The 20,010-nt window shown below is 67.8% G+C and carries 1 protein-coding gene (cut by a window edge); it reads left to right on the plus strand.

Annotation, left to right across the window (positions count from 1 at the left end):
* Window positions 1–20,010 carry the 3' portion of an alpha/beta hydrolase gene (locus F5544_RS05420; protein ID WP_167472155.1) on the plus strand. 3,957 nt of this gene lie to the left of the window's left edge, so only the last 20,010 of its 23,967 coding nucleotides appear in the window; the start codon falls outside the window, past its left edge; the stop codon is at window positions 20,008–20,010.

The raw sequence follows: 20,010 nt of genomic DNA on the forward strand, positions 1-20,010 counted from the left end.
GCCGAGCTGAAGCGTGACCTGGCGCAACTGCTCGCCGTAACCGAGTTGGCGGATCACCTCGAGCCGGAGACCGGCGACCCATCAGCGGAGCTGCGCCGCGCCGCCGCCGAGACCGGCGCACCGGAGATCCATCGGCTGCTCGAGCTGACCGAACTGCTCACCGCGGCCGATGCGGCGCAATTGACGGGCGAACGGCCCGCCGAGCCGGATGCCGCCGAACATAATGCCGCACAATCGGGTTCGGATCCGGCGGTGGGTCAGGACGGTGTTGGTGAGCTGGACGGCGGCATGCTCGGTCGGCTGCTGCCGGAGCCGGAGCTGCATGTCGTCGAGATCGCCGGTGCCGATATCACCGACGACCCGGCCGTGCTGTGGCCCGAGGAACGCGCCGCGATGCTCGATGGTCAGCCGCAGATGGTGCGCAGTCGGTTCCTGGAAATCATCAATGGGCGCAGGGCGCTTCATGGCGCGCTGCGGTTGCTCGGCGTCGCCGACGCGCCGGTGCTGCCCGGTGCGCTGGGTGAGCCGCCGACGATACCGTCGGGCGTCCTCGGATCCATCACGCACAAGGATGGCTACTACGCCGCGGTGGCGGCTGACGCGGCTCGGGTGCGGTCGATCGGTATAGACGCCGAGGACAACGAGGCGCCACCGGACGGCCTCATCGAAGAGGCGATCGCGGTACCGGAGGAGATCGCGTGGTTGGCGCGGCAGCGCGCCGATGGCGTGCACTGGGGCCGAGTCCTCTTCTCCGCCAAGGAGAGCGTCTATAAGGCGTGGTACACGCTGACCGGTGATATGGACACCGACTTCACCGACGTCCGCATCATCTTCCACGTCGGCGAGGGAACCCCTATCCACGGAACCTTCGCCGCCGAGCCACGCGGATACATAGTGGAATCGGGCAAAGGCGCCCTGCTGCAGACGATGCGCGGACGTTTCCGCATCGAGGGCGACCGTATCCTCACCGCCGTTGTGGTTTCGCACGAGAACCCGGGGACCACTGAATCGCCCACCACAGCGACCGAACCCACCCCCGAAGCGACGCCGCGGACCACCGTGGCGACACAGCACGACGGCCCCGTGCCGCTGTCGGAGCCGGCCGAGCGGCTCGCCTCCCGCAGTGCGGTGCCCCGCGAGCCGGTCGATGTGGCCGAGGCCCTCGATCTGCCTCGGGGAAAGGTGCGGGGTGACGAGCTCGGTCCGCATTCGCGCGGGCGTCGATTCGACCCGGGCATGGTCTACGCCGACGACCCGAGCCTGGACGACTCGGCCCGGGCCAACCGACCGGGCGAGCAGAACCCGCCGGAAGCAGCGCAATCCGCCCCGAAGCGGCGGCGCCTCGCGATGACGGCGGGCCCTGCCGACGTTCCGGCCGTGCTCAAACGGATGCACAAGCTGCTGCGGACGCTCGCATTCGATGATGCCGCGGCCTCGATCACCGGTGTCGTCGCCGCGGTGCTGTGGGCCGGTGGCGCCCGCGTCGAGGCGGAAATGGTCACCGACAGCATGCTCCGCGTCGTGATCACCGCCGATGATGGCGCACGGACGGTCCTCGAGGTGACCGGCGCCAGGCGTGCGCGCGCGCTGAACCTGGAAATGCCTGTGCGCCAGGGCGATGCGAACGTGGCCGAACAGGCGAGCCGACTGTTGCGCGAGCTGGCCACCGGCTGGCAGGACACGCGCCGGACCCAGATCGACGATGCGGCGCTGCTGATTTCGGCGCTGCTCGACAATGTGCGACAGCACACCGACGGCGGCGGATCGGTGGTCGTCGAGGTGACCGGTACCCAACCCAACCGGCTGCTGTCGGTCGAGGTGCACGACCAGAGTTCGGTGCTGCCCTCCGAGCCGGACGAAGCGAATAGCGAGCACGGCATCGCCCTGCTGAGGGCGCGCGCGCACCGCTCCGGCTGGCAGCTGTTGGACGACGGCGACACCCGTACCGGCGCCGTCGAGGGCAAGACGGTCTTCTTCGAATTCGACGAGAACTACACACCTGCGGCGCCGCAATCTGTTTCGGTCGAGACAGCGGACGCCCAAGCCGAGTCGGTGCCCGTCGATGTGCCCACGCCCGAGAGCGATTCGACGCTCGGCCCTGAGCCCGCGGCATCGCCGGCGGACGATTCCGACGGCGCTGATCGGTCGGATTCCACCGATGGCGATGGGGCGCAACCGGTTCCGGATCAGGGAGGCGGGGCGGCGATGTACGGCGGCCTGCTCCGCCGCCTGCTGCCCGAACCCGAACTGCACACCGTCGAGATCGCTGGTGCCGACATCACCGATGATCCGGCCATCCTGTGGCCCGAGGAGCGCGCGCACTTCCTCGACGGCTATCCGCAGATGGCGCGGAGCCGGTTCCTGGAGATCATCAACGGCCGCAAGGCATTGCACGTCGCATTGCGACTGCTCGGCTTCAACGTGCCGGTCGCGCCCGATTCGCGACACGCGCCGCCCAAGCTGCCGCAGGGCGTCATCGGCGCACTCACCCACAAGGACGGCTACTACGCCGCGGTTGTCACCGAATCCACCCGGGTGCGGTCTATCGGCATCGATGCCGAGGACAACGAGGCCTTGCGCCCGGGCCTCATCGAAAGCGCGGTGGCGGTCGACGAGGAAGTCGAATGGCTCGCCCAGCGGACCGACGGCGTGCCCTGGGGTCGGGTCCTGTTCTCCGCCAAGGAAAGTATTTACAAGGCGTGGTTCGGACTGACCAGAGATTCGCGCACCGACTTCACCGACGCCCGCGTCGTCTTCGACGTCGACAATGGCACCTTCACCGTCGAACCACGCGGACGCATACTGGAATCGGGCCGCGGCGACCTGCTCACCGCGATGCGGGGGCGCTTCCTGATCGAGGGCGACCGCATCCTCACCGCCGTGGTGATCTGGGAGGAACCCACACCGGACGAATTACCCGCCGCCACAAGCGAATCCGCCGACCCCACGCCGGGGCCAGTTGTGGGACGCGACGGAAGCCTCCCGAGCGGCCATCCGTCCCGGCAACAGACCACCGAGCCCGAAAACGCGAAGTCCGAACCCACAAGCGCGGACACGGCGAAACGGCTGCGCACCGAATCGGCCCGCAGGCCGGCGCCGCGGCAGCCCAGCGTCGAGGAGTCCGTCAGCCGCGGTACACCGTCTGTGGCGGCCGACCCCGAGCAGCGTCGAGCGCTGGTCGATGCCGCGTCGCAACTGGCGCCTACCCAGTTGGAACAGGCGATCGGGTTGCTGGAGAACCCGGTGCGGCAGGCCGTACAACTAATCGTTCTGCAGGGGCGTGATATCGACGATGCCGCCGCCGAGATGGCGGTGAGTACGACTCAGGTCGGCGTGTACTACCGCGATGGGCTGAGCGAACTCAGCGCAGTGAGCCAGCGGATTGTGGTGGCGGCCGCTCAGAGCGGCGACGCGGCGTCCTTCGGTGTGCTCCGGACGCTCTACCAACGGCCGGTCGCCGAATGGGTCGCGAAGAACGTTTCGAATCGCCTTGATCCACAGGCGATCACGACGAAGATATTCGCCCGCGCCGCATCCGATATCGCATCGCTCGGTCAGCGTGAATTCGGGGACTGGCTGCACGAATTGGCCGAACGAATGGTGGCCACGGTGAAGTTCGCCCGATTCCGCGGCCTGATCCGGCAGAGTTACCTCGCCACGGAATCCAGCCGGATCCCGGGCTGGCGGGCCGGCGCGCTGGCCACCACCACCCGGCTCGAGTTGGAGCGGGCGGTGGGCTTGTTGGATCGCAATCAGCGCAGGCTGGTCGGACTCCGATTCTGGGCGCAACGACCGGTCGCCGAGGTCGCCGCTCGACTGCGGGTTACCGAAGCGATGGTGCGTGAGCTGGAGCGAGCCGCGGTACACCGGATCGCCGAATATGTTGTCGGCGAGCATATTGCGCGGCGATTGGCCGAGGCCGAAACGCGCGCTCCCGAGTTGACCGTTGCCGAGGCGAAGGCGGCACTGCGACAGGTCCGGGCCGCCGAACTATGGAACGCGGTCGAACGACTGGCAGATGTGGAGCGGGAGGTCGCGATTCGCCGCTTCATCGACCGGCGTGCGCAGCGGGCGCTGGCGGCCGAACTGGGAATCTCGGTGGCACACGTGCAAGCCGTCGAGGGTGTGGCCGCACGCCTAGTGATCGGCCTGCTCACCGAGGGCGACGGGCGACGCAAGCTGTCCAAGGCCGGCGCGCCGACCAGGACGGACCCGCTCCCGGTTGCCGATGAACTCACGACCACGCCGGGCAGACGAACCGTGCTGACCGGCCGCGAGGCGACGGCGGTGATCGAGCGAGCGCAGCCGGAACAGGTGCGCGTGGCCATTGAGCGGCTGGCCGCCGCCGGGCGACTGTTCGAGATAGAGCGGGCGGTGGCGCAGCGGCAGTTCGTTGCGCGGGAGTCGCGTGCGGAAGTCGCGCGCAAGCTGGGTGTTTCGGTGCTGGACGTGGACCGCTACCGAGCTTCGGCGGCTCGCGCGGTCGCTCGCTACCTGGTTGACCGGGGCGCGTCCGTGCCCCGCATCGGACCGGGCACCGGCCCATGGTTCGGTCTGCCGGAGGCGCGACCTCCGGCGCCGAGGCCCGCGATCGCGGTATCCGATGACGGCAGTGTCCCCAGGCGGCATCGGACTTTCACCGCGGCCGGAGCCACCGAGGTGGTGAACCGGGCCACCCGCGATGATTTGGCGGACGCCATAGCCGCACTTCCCGAAGAGTATGCGGAGTTGATGCGGCGGCTGCTCCTCGATGACGAGTCGCGCTCGGCGGCGGCCGCCGCGATGGGTATCAGTCCGGCCGAGGCGGGGCGCAGGCGCGGGCGGGCCATGCAGCGTCTCGCGAATTTCTTGACCCAGAACGGCCTGAACCTGAAGGCGGGTATTACGCCTCGGGCGAAACCGGCCACCGAACCGCACCGCGCCGAGAACCTACGGCCGGACAGTGCGGCGGTACGCGCGAGCCTTCATGGCGGCGGACCGAAAAACTGTGCACCCGAAGCCACTTCGTTCGCGCGTGAGCGGACCGGGAATGGCGGTATCCGGCCGATCGCCGACAGCGTCGAGGTCAGTGCCCGAGGGGTAACCGCCGACGAACTGGCCGAGGCGGCCGGCGCCGATTGGCATCCCGGCGGTTTCACCGATGAAAACGGTCGCCCGTCGCTGGACGCGATGGCCGACCGGGTGCGCGACACCGGCGAAACCATCATCGGCGCGGTGGAATTCGGCACCACGGATGCCGAAGGCGTCGGCGCGCACGCGTTCGTGATGTACCGAACGAGCACCGATGAGGTGCGGGTGCACGAGCAGGTCGATGGCGCGGTACTCGACTACGCGTATGTCTGGGGCAGGCCGCCGGCCGACGTAAAAGGCGTGTACGGCATCGTTTTCAAGGCCGACGGCCAGGCCGAGCGTCCGCTCAACGGCCGGGCGCCGTCGCCGCACGCGGGCGATCGGCCGAGCAGCCGCATCGGTGCGCTGCCCGGCGACCAGGAGCGGCCCGCGCCCTGGCAACCTCGCAAAAGGGGTTGGAACGCTTGGGATTACGACAATCTGCCGGATCTGCTCGCCGGGTTCAGTGAGCGGCACAACTTCGGTCTCTACGGGTTCCCGCTGGCCGATTTGGAGGGCGCCAGGATCTTCCTGCAGTCGATCAACAATCTGCATCGGGATCACTTGGCCGTCATCGAGGATTTGGTCGTACTTTCCGGAAAAGATGAACAGCCGGGGGCCGAGGCGCTCCTCGGTTACCGCAAGCCATCGACGGATGCCGAATTTTCCACCAGCCGTAAAGATTTGGTCGGTCTGCCGGTATTCACCCGAGCGATCATCCTGAAGGCGGCACTCGCACACGAAGGGTCGCTGTATCCGGAGCGCGTGTACGAGGCGGTGGCGCGCGCGTACGCGAGCGCGCTGGTGTTCGAGGGGCGTTGGGCGGCCGAACAGCGCGCGCTGCCCGAATTGCTCGCGCACTACGTCGCGGAAACCGGCGGCGAGGACGGTTTCCAGGAATGGCTGCACGAGCAGTTCGGCCAGACCGTCTTCGACGAATTGGACCAATTCGATGTGCGTGTGGCGCTGGAGGAATCGTTCGTCCGCGCCAAACTCGCACCGGAATCGCTCACGGTCGGCGAGGACATCCTCTTCGGGGTGCTGCACGACGACGCGGCCGAATGGGGACAAAACAATCCTTACGTAGTCGCCGACGAGGACCCCGACGATGTCGCGGCCCGGGTGAATATCGCCGAGGAGATTCGTCGGGAATTCGATATCGAGGTCTTCGGGTTGGATCTGCCCGGAGTAGATATCGAAACGGCCCGAGAGATCAAGGCGGCCATTCGCGCCGTATTCGAACGCCATCCAGACATCGATGTGCGCCGGATCAGGATCGCGCCCTTGGCGGAGGACATTTTGGGTGAGACCGTGCCGTTGTACGACAGCGGTGTCTCGCACTATGTGCGAGAACTGGTGCTGAACGAACGGTACTTCCGCAACCGCGCGATGTTCGAGGCGTTCTCGGCCCGGGACGAGCGGTCCCGCTACTCGGTCGGCGCCGCGCATCCGGTGTTCGGCACGGTGGTGCACGAGCTCATGCACGCCGTGCATGTCGGTACCGGAATCAAAGAGGTGGTTCGCGGCGAATGGGATGCCGCGGCGTACTACGCGGCAATGGGTGTGCTGCTCGACGCCTACAACGCGAGCCACCCTGGGCCGATCGACCAGGCGGAGTTCTACGCCTGGCTGCGCGCCGAGCTCTCCACATACAGCTTCTACGCCGGACCCGATGGAACGTTGAACCTGGCCGAGGCGCTTGCGGAGGCCGGTACTGCGGTGATCTGCTACGGCGGCAGGGCGAGCGTCGCCGCGCGGGCCCTGTATCACCACCTGACTCAGCTGCAACTCCCCGAAGCCGAGCGGGAATACCTTGCGGGCAGCGGGTTTTCGGAACTCTTCCGGAACGTTCCGGGTGCGTATGGGGTCGATGGGCAGATTTCGGTGGTATCCGAGCAGCCGACCGAGAACTCCGCACCGGCCGAGAACTCCGCGCCGACCGAGGATTCCGCACCGACCGAGAACTCCGCGCCGACCGAGGATTCCGCGCCGACCGAGGATTCCGGAGCAACCGAGGATTCGCCGAATGATGCCGAGCCGCCGGACATTCAAGCATTGGCGGCCACCGCGCTGCGCCTGCTGAGCCCGGAGGCAGCCGCCGCGGTGGATGCGGGACAACCGGAGGCGGCGGCGCGTCTGCTGCTCTCCGATCCGACTGATCCGGACGCCACGTTGCGTCGACTGCAATGGTGGCGCAGGCTGACCTTCGACGAGCGGAACGCGCTGGAGGAGCTGTTTCCGTATCAGATCGGCAATGCGACGGGATTGCCGATCGGCACGCGGGACAGCGCGAATCGGCGGTGGCTGGAAAATGAACTGGCCCGCCTGAATACGCTCGAGCTGGCCGATCTGAGCCCGGCCGACCTCGCGCTGCGCCTGGACCTCGTCAGGGTGGCGCGGGGTCTGGCAGCCGCCGAGCTTTCGATCGAATCCGCGCATCCCGATGTGCGCCAACCGGTTTCGGTACATTTGATCTCGGTCGTGCGGGATGGGCACGGGCTGCGGGCGCAGATCGGCATCGGCCCGGTCGGCTCGGCGGCATCGGTTTCCGTACATGCCATGCGGGTCGAGGACTCGGCGACGCCATCGGACGCGCTCGAGAATCTCGCGAGCTGGGCGGTGGCGCAGTACGAGGTGACCGCGCGCATCGAGATGCGTAAAACCGGTCGCGGCAGGGACGTCGACGCGGCGTCGATCGCGGTGCTGGTGACCGGCGAGCCCGAGCAGGCGCGGCAGCGAGTGTCCGAAGCCATTGCCGGGCTGCGCGCCACCCGCGCTGCGGTGTACCCGGGGGGTCTGCGTCGTGGCACACCGGACCTGCATATCTTCGAATCGAATTCCGGCGATATGGATTTGGCGGGTGCGCTGGCCGGCGTCGCCGATTCCGTAACCGTCGTCGAGGACGGCGACTACAGCTTCGCCGACGCCGAGACCAGAAGCCCGAAAGACGAGCTGATGCGCCTCGGCCGGATCGGGGCCGGGCTGGAAAAGGCTGTCCCACAACCGGATCCCGCCCCCGTGCCCGCCGAGCCGAGGTTCCGTGCCGAATCCCCGGCCACCGAGGAAGAATACGAGCTGGCTCGCACCGCGTTGGCGAAGCTCGATCCGGCGGCCACCGCGCGCGACCTGCTGCCCGGCGAATCCGATCCCATCCGCCGGGCCGCGCGGATCCGCGGCTGGTGGGACGGTCTGAACGAGCGCGAACAAACCGCGGTGGCGCACGCTTATCCGCGAGAGGTGGGCAATGCCGACAGTCTCCCGCCCGAGGCGCGGGACGCGGCCAATCGCGGCATGCTCGAACTCGATGTGGCGGCGCTGACCGAACACGAAGCCGAACTCGACGAGCACGAACGTGCGCTGCTGCGTACGTTGCGTGACGTACAGGCTGCGCTCGTCGAGGCTGATCTGTCCGCGGCGCAACAGATCTGGCACAGCCCGGCGGTTCGATTGCTCACATATGAGCCGACCGGCCTGGCCGGGCAGCCCAGGATCGTCGCGGTGGTCGGCGATCCGGAGTCCGCGCCGTCGGTCTCGGTGCTGGTCGCGGGGGATGACCCGGCGGAACACGTGGCGGGGCGGCCGGATACGAGTGCCCGATCGGTGCGTGGGAACCTCACGGCCGCAATCAATCTCGCCGGGGTGGCCGCGGATACCGAGCACGTCCCCGCGGTGGTCGCCTGGCTGGGCCGCGGCGAATCCGCCGCGGCGGACGGGGCGCTGCTCGCCCGGGAACTGCGCGCCCTCACGGCAACCCGGGCCGTGCTGCCGTCGCGAGCCGACGTGGTCGGGGCGCCGGGGATGCACGTCTTCGCCCGCAATGGCACGGGTTCGCTGATCGCGGTCGAGGCCTGGTCCGGCAGGCCTGCGCACGGCGAGGTCGACACCATCGTGCTGGTGTCCTCAACGGGGGTGCCGATCGCCCGCGCCGACGAACTGGGTATCGGCTCCGAAAACGTCTACATCGCAAGCGCTTCGCGCGACGTGGCCACCTGGCTCGGCGCCGATGTGCCCGGGCAGCAGGGCCGCTTCCTGGACCACGGCACCGGAATCGACCCGGCGACGGTGGAATTCGCCGGCCGCCGAATTCGCGCCGAACTCCCGTCGAACTTCGACAACCCGGACAAGATCCGCGACGGCTACTTCGGTTTCGATCCACGCACCGGCCTGCCCACCGAGGCGTTGGCGAATTTCGCCCGAATCGCCTCCGGCCGCGTCGGTGCGGTGACCTTCGAGGGGCACCGCCCCGGCGGCGAGGATCCGACACCTATCGAATTCCGGCCGGTGGCAAGGCCATTCGATCCAGCTGTGCAGCGGGATGCCCAACTCGCCGCCGGAACGGGCGATTCACTGACCGAGCCTGCTCCGGCGAACGCCGACTGCGTCGACCGGTCCATGCGGGTGGGCCGCGACGAACTCGGCCTCCCTGTCGACGTGCCCGACGACGAACCCGGCCTGGCGGGCCGGTCGGGCGCGCAGGCCGAGTTCTACGCCGGCGGCCGCCTGGAGCTTTTCGACTCGCACGACGGTATCGCGGACCGGCTGCTTGACCCGAAAGATCCATTGACCTCGGTATTCGTCGTCGATCACCATGCGGTGGACGCGGACGGCATCGGTGCCCACATGTATCTGATGGCCAACCGTGGCGGGGCGGTCATGGTGAGCGATCCGAGTATCGACGGGGGAGCGTGGCGGCCGTACCGTCGCGGCGCGGCGGCGCAAGCGCGGATCGGCACGGCCACGCTGCGGACCGCCAAGATCTCGGGCATCGCGTTCGGTGCGGATCGACAGCCGTTGCGCCCCAACCATTCGCACGCCCCGGACCCGGCGGCACATCCCGAGGGCAATATCGGCCGCCCCGAGCAGCACGGTATTTCGCCCGACGCGCCGCGTGGGCCGCCGGAGCAGTGGTTGGAAGATCTTGTCCAGCAATTGGATCCGCGAACGGGTTTGCCGCAGGACATCGAGATCACCCATGACGACCGGGAAGCGGCCGCGAACGCGCTGCGCGCACGGCACGGTAGCCGCGCCGAGCCGTCGGCGCTGCTGCGCCCGCCCGACGAGGTGGATCCGCTCGGCTCGGCGCGTGAGCACGCTCGCGCGAACGCGGACTGGTGGAACGGGCTGAGTCACGAGCGGCGGCGGGCGCTGGTGATCACTGATCCCGAATTCATCGGCAATGCGGACGGAATTCCCGCCCCGGTGCGTGATGTGGCGAACCGGCTGGCCATCCGCCGCGACCTGGACGCGTACATCGAACGCCTCGGCGCGCGCTACGAGAACGCGCTCGGTCTGCTGAAACAGCTACTCGCCGGTACGCAGCTGACTCCGGAAGAGCGCACGCATCTCGGTAATCTCATCGCCACCCAGCGGGCGCTGGCGCGGGCGAGCCGGTTGGCCAGGGCCGTGCATCCAGACGTGGCAACCCCGGTGGTGCACGTATTGTCTTACGAGGCAATGGCATTCGCTGGTAAGGGCCGTGCTGCGGTCGCCTTCGGCAATGTCGACACCGCGGAACATGTGTCCTGGCACGCGTTCGGTGCGGGCTCGACGCTCGCGCAGCTGGGGGACAAGCTGAAACTGGTCCGCAACGCATACGAAATGACGTTGCGCACCGACTCCGGGGTGACCGCGGCGCATATCGCCTGGCTCGGCTATGACGCCCCGGGCGGCCGGGAGCGGGCGGTGGGACCGGCCAGGGCAGTGGCGGGTGGTCTGCGGCTGGCACAGGATGTGGTGGCGTTCAACACCACCCGGGCGACGCGGCCGACGAACCATCTGTTCGGTCACCGTTACGGTGCCACCGCGGTGAGCGAGGCGGCGGCGGCAGGCCGGCTGGCCACCGAGATCGGTTCGATCACGCTGCTCTCGGCGCCGGGTTCCGGCTCGGTGCGGCATGCGAGCGAATACGGTATCGGCGTCGAAAACGTCTATGTGGCGGTCTCTTCGCGCGAGGCGGGCCGGATCTTCCGGCGCGACCTCGGCGCGGATGTGACCCTGGACGAATTCGGCGCGATCCGGATCGCCGCCGAATTCCCGGTCGAGGGCGCCGCGGCGACCAGGAAGACCGCGCTGTCCCGGATATCGCTCAAGGCAATGGGTTACGACAACCCGCGGTTCGCCGCGACCGCACCGGTGAACAGTCAGTACTACTGGTTCCTCGACGAGCACAGCAGGACGCCGACCCAGTCGCTAGCCAATATCGGTCGCATCGGCAGCGGTAACGGACATGCGGTGCAACGGGTTTCGCACCGAGTGCGACCCGAGGACGGCGTACGCCGCCGCCCGGTCGATCCGCAGCGCGACACCATGCTCCGGTTCCGCGACGGCACCCATCCGCGACCGGCCGAAACATCCACCGACCCGACGGATTCGGAACTGGTGCGAGCGGCGCTCGAGCGGCGCGGCCCCGGAACCCGGCCGCAGGACCTGCTGCACCGCGGGCACACCGCACAGGATGTCGCGAACGCCCGTGGGTTGGCGACCGCCAATGCCGCTTGGTGGGATTCCTTGCGAGACAAGGACACCCCGCCCGATGAACTCAGCCGAACCCAGTCCGCGCTGGTGCACGCGCATCCGTTCGAGATCGGCAACGCCGACGGCATACCGGCATTCGTCCGCGACATGGCGAACCGGCTGCAGCTGCGGCGGGACTGGGAGACCCTGCTGGCGAAGCGGCCGCAGCGGCCATGGCTCGCCGCGCTGTTCCGGCCCAGCGATGTGACGCCGGAGGATCGCCAGCAGCTGCGAAATGTGCTGTCGGTGATGGAGGGGCTGTCCCGTTCGTCCGCGGTTCGACCCGGAATCGCAACGCCCCCGGTGCATTTGCTCTCCTACGATTCGCTCGCCTTCGGCGGTGAGGGGCGCTGCGTCGTCGCGGTCGGCGATGTCGACACCGCCGAGAATGTCGCGCTGACCGTGCCGGGCATCACCACGACCGCGGAGAAGCTGACGAAGCGGCTCCAGATGGCGCGTGACCTGTACGAGTCGATGGCACAAGCGGATTCGGCGACCACCGTGGCCTCGATCGCGTGGATCGGGTACGACGCGCCGAGCGGTAAGAAGATCTGGCCGGAGACCAGCAACGCGAGACTCGCCGCGACGGGCGGGCGGCTGCTCGCCCGCGACGTGCGCGCGTACTACGCCGGACGGGTCGCCCGGTCCGGTGCCAGCGCGCCGAAGGTCCACCTGTTCGGGCACAGCTACGGCTCCACCACCACGTGCTACGCCGCGGCGGCCGGCCGGCTGGCGCAGGAGGTCAGCACCATCACCCTGGTCGGCTCGCCGGGCGCCGGTCCGGTCCAGCACGCGTCAGAATTCGGTATCGGCGCTGAAAACGTCTATGTCGCAATGCTTTCCTTCGACCCGGTGACGGCGCTCGGTGCGCTGGAACCCGGCCGTGACGGCCGCTTCTTCAACCGCGGCCTCGGCGTGAACCCGGCGATCGCGGCATTCGGCGCCATACGCATCGACGCGCAGACCCCGATTATCGGCTCGTTCGGCCGCGCCTTGCCGGCGCACGGTGCCTACTTCGACTACTTCGACCCCGACACCGGCCGGTCGCCGGAATCCCTGAAGTACTTCGGCATGATCGGCACCGGTCACGGCGCGGACGTCCCCGCCGCCCCGCACCGCCCGGTTCACCCGAACCCCAATCCTCTCCAGCGCACCCTCGGACTTGCACCGAAAGACGTTGAGGGACAACGCGATGCCGCGCTGTACGACCTCACCGAGCGTGCGACCCCGATCGCCGACTGCGTCGACCGGTCGCTGCGGCGGGGCCGAGACGACCTCGGTCTACCGGTGGACGTGCCCGACGATTCGCCCGGTCTGGCGGGCCGCACCGGCGCGCGGACCGAGTCCTATGCGGGTGGCCGTCTGGAGGTCTTCGACTCCCACGACGCGATCGTGTCCAGGCTCGAAAATCCGGAAGACCCGTTGAATTCGGTATTCGTCGTCGATCACCATGCCGTCGACGCATACGGTGTCGGCGCGCACATGTATCTGATGGCCAACCGCGGCGGGGTCGTCATGGTCAGCGACGCCAACGTCGACGGCGGAGCGTGGCGGGTGTACCGCCCCGGCTCGCTGTCGCCTGCGGTACGCCCCGGCGGTCCCGCGCTGCGTATCACCAAAATTTCCGGAATCGCATTCGGCGCGAATCGAAAGCCGCTGCGCCCCAACCATTTGTATGCATCGGACCCGATGGCCCAGCCGGTCGGCAATATCGGCCGCCCTGGGCGGGAAGAAGGATCGCCAGAGGCGCCACGCGGTCCGCCACAGGTTCCGGGCCAACACCGGCGATCTGCGGGCACGGCCGGGGCCCGGCAGGGGGACGGCTCCCTGCCGGGGCAGCGCACACCGTCAACGGACGACGGTCCGAGCGATGCCACGCTGATCGCGGCGGTGCGCGCCGGTGATACGGAGTCGTACGGCCTGCTGTTCGAGCGGCACGTGGCGGTGGCCCGCGCCCAGGCCCGGCACCTCGTCGGATCTGAGGACGTGAAAGACGTTGTGGCCGAAGCCTTCGCGAGGGTGCTCGGCGCGCTGCGAAAAGGTCGCGGACCGGATTCCGCCTTCCGCGCCTATCTGCTGACGACACTGCGCAACATCGTCTACAGCGATCGTGACGCCCGGCGGCTGGTGTTCACCGACGATGTGCGCGGTTACGACTCGGAGGTGCCATTCGTCGACACCGCTGTCCAAAAGTTCGACCGATCTACCGCCGAGCGGGCGTTCTTCTCGCTGCCGGAGGATATGCGTATCGCGCTGTGGCACGCCGAGCTCAACGACCGGCAGGCCAAGGATGTCGCACCGTCACTCGGCATAACCGCCAACGCCTTCAACGTCCGGACCCACCGGGCCCGGGAGGCGCTGCGCCGGGCGTACCTGAGGCTGCTGCTGCCCGACGACGTCGCCCCGGAACACCGCGCCACCGTGGAAAACCTTGGGGCATGGGTCCGTAACGGCCTGGGCAAGCGGGCCACCGCACAGGTGACGGCACATCTGAGCGAATGCGCCGAATGCCGCGAACTGGCCGACTACCTATCCGAGGTGAACGGCACGATGGGCGCCACCCGCCGCGGCGCCACCTCCCAGGACGGTTCGACCGAACACCGCGTCCCGAAGCAGGCGCATCGCGGAACTGCCGGTCGGACAACAGGTTCCGCCGACAGCGATGATTCGGCACCTGCCGAATCCGGTACCGCCGAGCCGAGCGCGCAGGACAACGAAAATCACGCTGATCGGCGCGAAGACCCGGTCGGTGTGAGCCTCGAAGATCTCGCGCCATGGAATATCGACAGCTATCGGACCGTCGCCGAGCTGCTCGATGCGCTGCGGCGCAGTCACAACCTCGTGATCGACGGATTCAGTTCTGCCGCAATGGTATTCGACCGCGTAAAGGAGCTCGTGCAGACCTTGCACGAGCTGATCGAATTGCATCCGGAATTGGATCTGGAGGGTCTGCGCGGGACCGACGAGGGTGTGGATACCCGCATCGAGATCGGTCAGAACCGGGATTTGACCACGGGTGCGGTGCGCCCGCGCCTGGTCCTGAACGAACGGCTGCTCACGGCCGCCGATCTGGCACCGGGAACGGTTCGGGCGGCAGTCGTCACCGGCGCGGCCGAGGCCCTGATCTCGATCGGCAGGCATCGGGCCGAATTGCACGCGCTGCCCGCGCTGATGGCTTACTACACCGAAAACGAGGGTCCGATATACGAATCCGATCCGATGGAGGACTTCGACTTCACCGCCTGGCTGTACCGCGAACTCGGGGACGAGTGCATGAGCACGATGAACCGCTTCCTGCCGTTCGAGTCGCTTACGGCGGCCTTCGCGCAGGGGGTGCGATTGGCCGGTATGCCGCCGGCGTCACCGGTTCGCCGAATGCTGCACGATCTGCTCGTCGCGGACGCAAAGACCTATCAGGGTAAGAACCCGTACGACCCGGCTCTACCGAGCACCGACGACCCGGCGGACCTCGCGGCCAGGAAGGCGATCGCCGACGCGCTGTTCCGCGACTTCGGCATCACCGTGATCGGCTTCGATCTGCCCGGCATCGATCTCGACTTCGTGCGGCAGATCGACGCGGCCATTCGCGATGTGCACGCCATCTTCCCGGAACTGGACCTGAGCGTCGTGCGGATCGCGCCGCTGCCGAGTACTACCAACGCAGGGGCTCTGCCGTCGGAGGCGGAAGGGCGGCCGTATGGGTACTCGGTGACCTTGAACGAGCGGATGGCGATCAACCCGGCCTACTTCAGGGAGGATATGGAACTGAGGGTGCGCAACCGGCACTTGGTCGGTCCGGCCGATCGGCCCGCGTACGCCACGATGGTGCACGAGTTGTTCCATATCGTGAACTTCACTTTCCGATCACGCTTCCGGCCGGAGGACCTCGCCGTGGAGGCCGCGGAGGTTATGGAGGAGTTGATCGATGCGTTCGGCCGGGAGCGCTACGAACGTCATCCGGAGGAATTCGGCACATGGCTGCGGGCGGGGCTGAGCAAGTATTGCTTCGATAAGGACGGAAAGCTTTACCTGCCGGAGGCGTACGCCGAGTCCGGTGCCGCCACCCTGATCCTCGACACCGAATCGACCGTGCCGCAGCGGGTTCTGGCCGCGATCCTAATGCGCAAGGCGATCGCGTACGCCGCGCTGCTCCGCGCGGCCGCCAGGTCCGGTTCCGTCGATGTCGCGGGCGAACACGCCGCGCTGAGCAAAGCCGCGCCAGAGGATGCCGAGCCGCAGTATGCCGCTCCGCAGGATGCGGTTCCGGAAGACGCCCCGCCGATCCCCGCCGGGCTGGAAGAACTCGCGCCATGGAACATCGATAACTATCGGACCGTCGCCGAGCTGGTCGGCGCGCTGCGCACCCATCACGGCTTCGACATCGACGGATTCGGCGACGCCGCAATTGATTTCGTCCGGTTCCGGGAGTTCGCCCGCACCCTGCACGAGCTGTTCGGACGCTACCCCGGCCTGGATCTGGCAAAGCTGTCCAGTGCGACAAGTGGTCCGGCCAGCCTCATCCAAGTCGGCGAATATTTGGATCTGGCCAGCGGCGCGGTGCGCCCGAAAGTCACGTTGAATCAGAAACTGTTCATCGATGCGGCGATAACGCCGGAAGACATTCGCCAGCAGGCCATCTCGCTGGCCGCCGACGTGATGATCACGATCGGGCGCTTCCGCGCCGAACGGCTGGCGCTGCCGGCACTGCGCGACTACTACACCGCAAATGTTGGGCCGCTGGAGGAAACGGCATTCAAGGCGTGGCTGCGCAGCGAACTCGGCGACGGATGCATGAGCACCATGGATCGGTTCCTGCCGTATCAGTCGCTGGCAGCGGCTTTCGTTGCGGTGCACGGTGATACGCCCGCCTCCCCGGTCCAGCGGTTACTGCACGACATTCTGGCCGGCCAGGCGGAGATCTATCGCGGCAAGAATCCCTACGACCCGAGCCTGCCGAACTCCGACGATCCGGCCGAGCTCGCGGAGCGAAAGGCCATCGCGGAAGCGCTGTTCCGGGATTTCGGTATCAGCGCGTTCGGCTTCGACCTGCCCGGCATCGATGTCGAGGTGGTGCGGCAGATCGATGCGGCGATCCGCGATGTCCAGGCGCTGTTCCCCGAAATGGATCTGAGCGTCGTCCGGATCGCACCGCTGTCCAGCCTCGAAAACGCGCTCGCCATGCCCGCGGACCACGAGGGCAGGCCTTACGCGTACTCGGTGACGTTGAACGAACGGATGGCGGGCCACCTGGCGTACTTCCGAGAAAAGATCGAACTCGAGGTGAAGAACGGTTATTACGCCGGTACCGCCGACCGTCCCGCGTACCGCACCATGGTTCACGAGCTGTTCCACGCGGTGAATTTCGTCTTCCGCAGCACATTCCCGGACGAGTACATGCGCACGGAGACGGCGGCCGCCATGGACGAGCTGATCGACGCGTTCGGCCGTCCGCGCTATGAAAGCAACCCCGAAGAGTTCGAGCAGTGGTTGCGCAAGGGGCTGAGCAAATACTCCTTCGGAAAGGACGGCAAGCTCTATCTGCCGGAGGCATACGCCGAGGCCGGCGCCGCCGTCGTGATGATGCGGGAGAAAGCCACTGTGCCGCAACGCATCCTCGCCGAAAGGCTGTCCCGCCAAGCCATCTTCCACCGGCGCGCGGAGCAGGCGAAGGGCGCCGATGCGCTCGACACCGAACGGCCGGGCGACGGGGCGCGATCGACAACGGAGCCGCAGGTGTCGGGGGAGGTCACCCCGTTTGCTGCCGCGGCAGTGGATATCGCGCCGAAAGCCGCACCCGCACGATCTGGTTCCGCATCAGCGGCGGCCGGTTGGCGGGAGGGTGCCGCTGAGCGTCGAGGTGACGTGGCCCGGTCGACGTCGGGGGCGCGCGGCGCCGCGGGGGACGGGGGCCCGCGGGCGACCGAGCCGACGAACGTTGTTCCGGAAGACGCTGTGCCGGAGGATGCCCCGCCGCAGGATGCCCCGCCGCAGGATGCCCCGCCACAGGATGCCCCGCCGCAAGATGCGCCGCCGCAGGACGCCGTGCCCGAGTCCTACTCGGAAAACGCTGTGGCGCAGGCCGATACCGATTTGGATCTGTCGCGCTGCCGCACGCCAGCGGAGGTGGCCGCCGCACTGGCCGCCGCGCATCCCGGCCTGCAAGTGCTCGGATTCGACGGCGCCGGAATCCAACTCGTGCGCGCCCGCGAATTCGCCTATGTCGTCGACCATATGCTCCGGCTGAATCCGGAGGTCGAGGTGCTGACCGTCGCGATCGCGCCGCACGATGACGATATCGATTCGGACACCCTCGCCGGGCCCGCGACGACCGAGGGGCTCGAAGTCGGTCGGCTGTATACCGACGGGATCGTGTTGAGTCACCGGCTCGCGTCCGCGGCCACGCTCCCCGAGGGACGGATCTTCGACGCCGTGGTCCGCCGATTCGGCGAGGCGATGGTGTACGCGGGACGCTGGCGCGCCGAGGCGCAAGCGCTGCCACGACTGCGCGCCCTGTATCGGACCCACCGGCCGGGCGACGGGCCGATCGACAAGTCGTCGTTCAACCGCTGGCTCCGAGACCAATTCGGGATCGACTGCCTGGGCCCGGACGGCCAATTGGATGTGCACCGGGCACTCGTCGAATCATTCCTGGCCGTCGAGCGCACCCCCGAACGGCAGACCCCGGGCCGGGAGGCGCTGTACGGCTTGCTGGCGACCGAGGCCGAACGCTGGAACCGCCGCGGGGCCGCGAATCTACCGGCGCCGACGGCGGAGGAGGCGGCACGCATCGCCGCCGTCGCCGAGGTCAAGGCCGCATTCGAGAACGAACTCGGGCTGGCCACTTATGGTTTCGACACCCCGGGCATCGATCCCGAGGCCGCACGGCAGTTCCTCGCGGCCATCCGCCGTCTACTCGCCGAACATCCCTTCATCAATCTGGGTGCGGTCCGTATCGGACCGCTCGACAACGACACCTATGCGGAGACCATGCGAGTATTCCGCGGAGATCTGGCCTTGCGTACGGAGTCGATCACGCTCAACGAACGCTACGCGGTGAACCCGGAATTGCTCGCGCGCGACTTCGGCAACGATATCGCCATCAGATTTCATCGTGGACGCGCGGAGGACGCGGTGCTGCTGTCGATCCTGCACGAGGGCGGGCATGCGCTGCATGCCGAGACCGGATTCGACAAGTCCAAGGGCGCGCTGGCAGCTGCGGCGTTGGAAGCCTACGCGGCCTTGATGGACAAGTTCGCCGAGATCACCGGTCGTCCGGTCACCTACCCCGAATTCAAAGCGTGGCTACACGATCAGCTCAGCGGCTACTCCTTCGGCAAGGACGGCCTGCTCGACCTGCAAGAGGCGTATGGCGAGGCGACCGTGGCGGTGTTGTCGGGAAGGCCGACGATCGCCGAACGCCTGCTTTACGACCGGTTGCTGGCCGAGGTGCGCCTGGAGACCGAACGTCGCAGGGCCAGAGCCGAACTCAAATTGGCGGACGCGGGTCCGCTGACGCGGGAGACGCGCAGAACCGGCGGCGCCGATCGTTCCCGCTGGCAGCCGAGCGCCGCCGAACTGGCCGTGCGGGACAAGGGCCCGATAGTCGGTGAGCCGCAGCGGTTGGGGCTGCGCACGATGAATCAGGTGTACGCCGTGCGTTTCGCGGACGATTCGCAGTGGGTCTACAAGCCGAGGGCCGGAGAGGCGGCGGCCAAGCTGTGGATTCCGCCGAGCGGTCTCGCGTCACGCGAGGTGTTCTTCTCGCGGCTCGCGGAGCTGGCCGGGTGCGAGTTGGTGCCGACCACAACCTTCTGGATGGGGCCGATGGGGGAGGGCTCGTTGATGGAATTCCTGCCGGGTGCCGGTGTCGCGGACGCACCACAGCACTACCCGAAGGCCGACCGTGATCTGTTGGCCTGCTTGGACTACATTGCCGGTAATACCGACAGACATATGGGGAATGTGCTGTCCGTCGGTGGCAGACCGTTCGGTATCGACAATGGCAACTGCGCGCCGGTGGACGAACAATCCTTCATGCTGAAGCCGCTCGATGACGACGACTACCCGCTCAGCCGCAGATCGCCGCGTATCTTGTCCGAGTTCGTCGCGGATGTGCTACGGCGGCAACGGGATCCGAATCCATTGAACCGGAGGCTCGATCCGGTGGCACTTGCGAAGGTACGGGCGCTGGACCCCGCGAGGGTCGAGGCGATGATGGTGGCGCTCGAATTGGAGCGGTCCGCGATCGACGGTGTACTGGAACGACTGCGGGAGATCCAGGTTCGAGGCCGGATCACCGGCGAGGTCTGGTTGAACTTGGAGCTGTCCGGTCTGGAGACATCCTTGTTGGCGGTGCGTCCGGTCGGCCAGTGGACGCTGTCCGCCTGA

Source organism: Nocardia arthritidis (genome assembly GCF_011801145.1).
Lineage (GTDB): Bacteria > Actinomycetota > Actinomycetes > Mycobacteriales > Mycobacteriaceae > Nocardia > Nocardia arthritidis_A.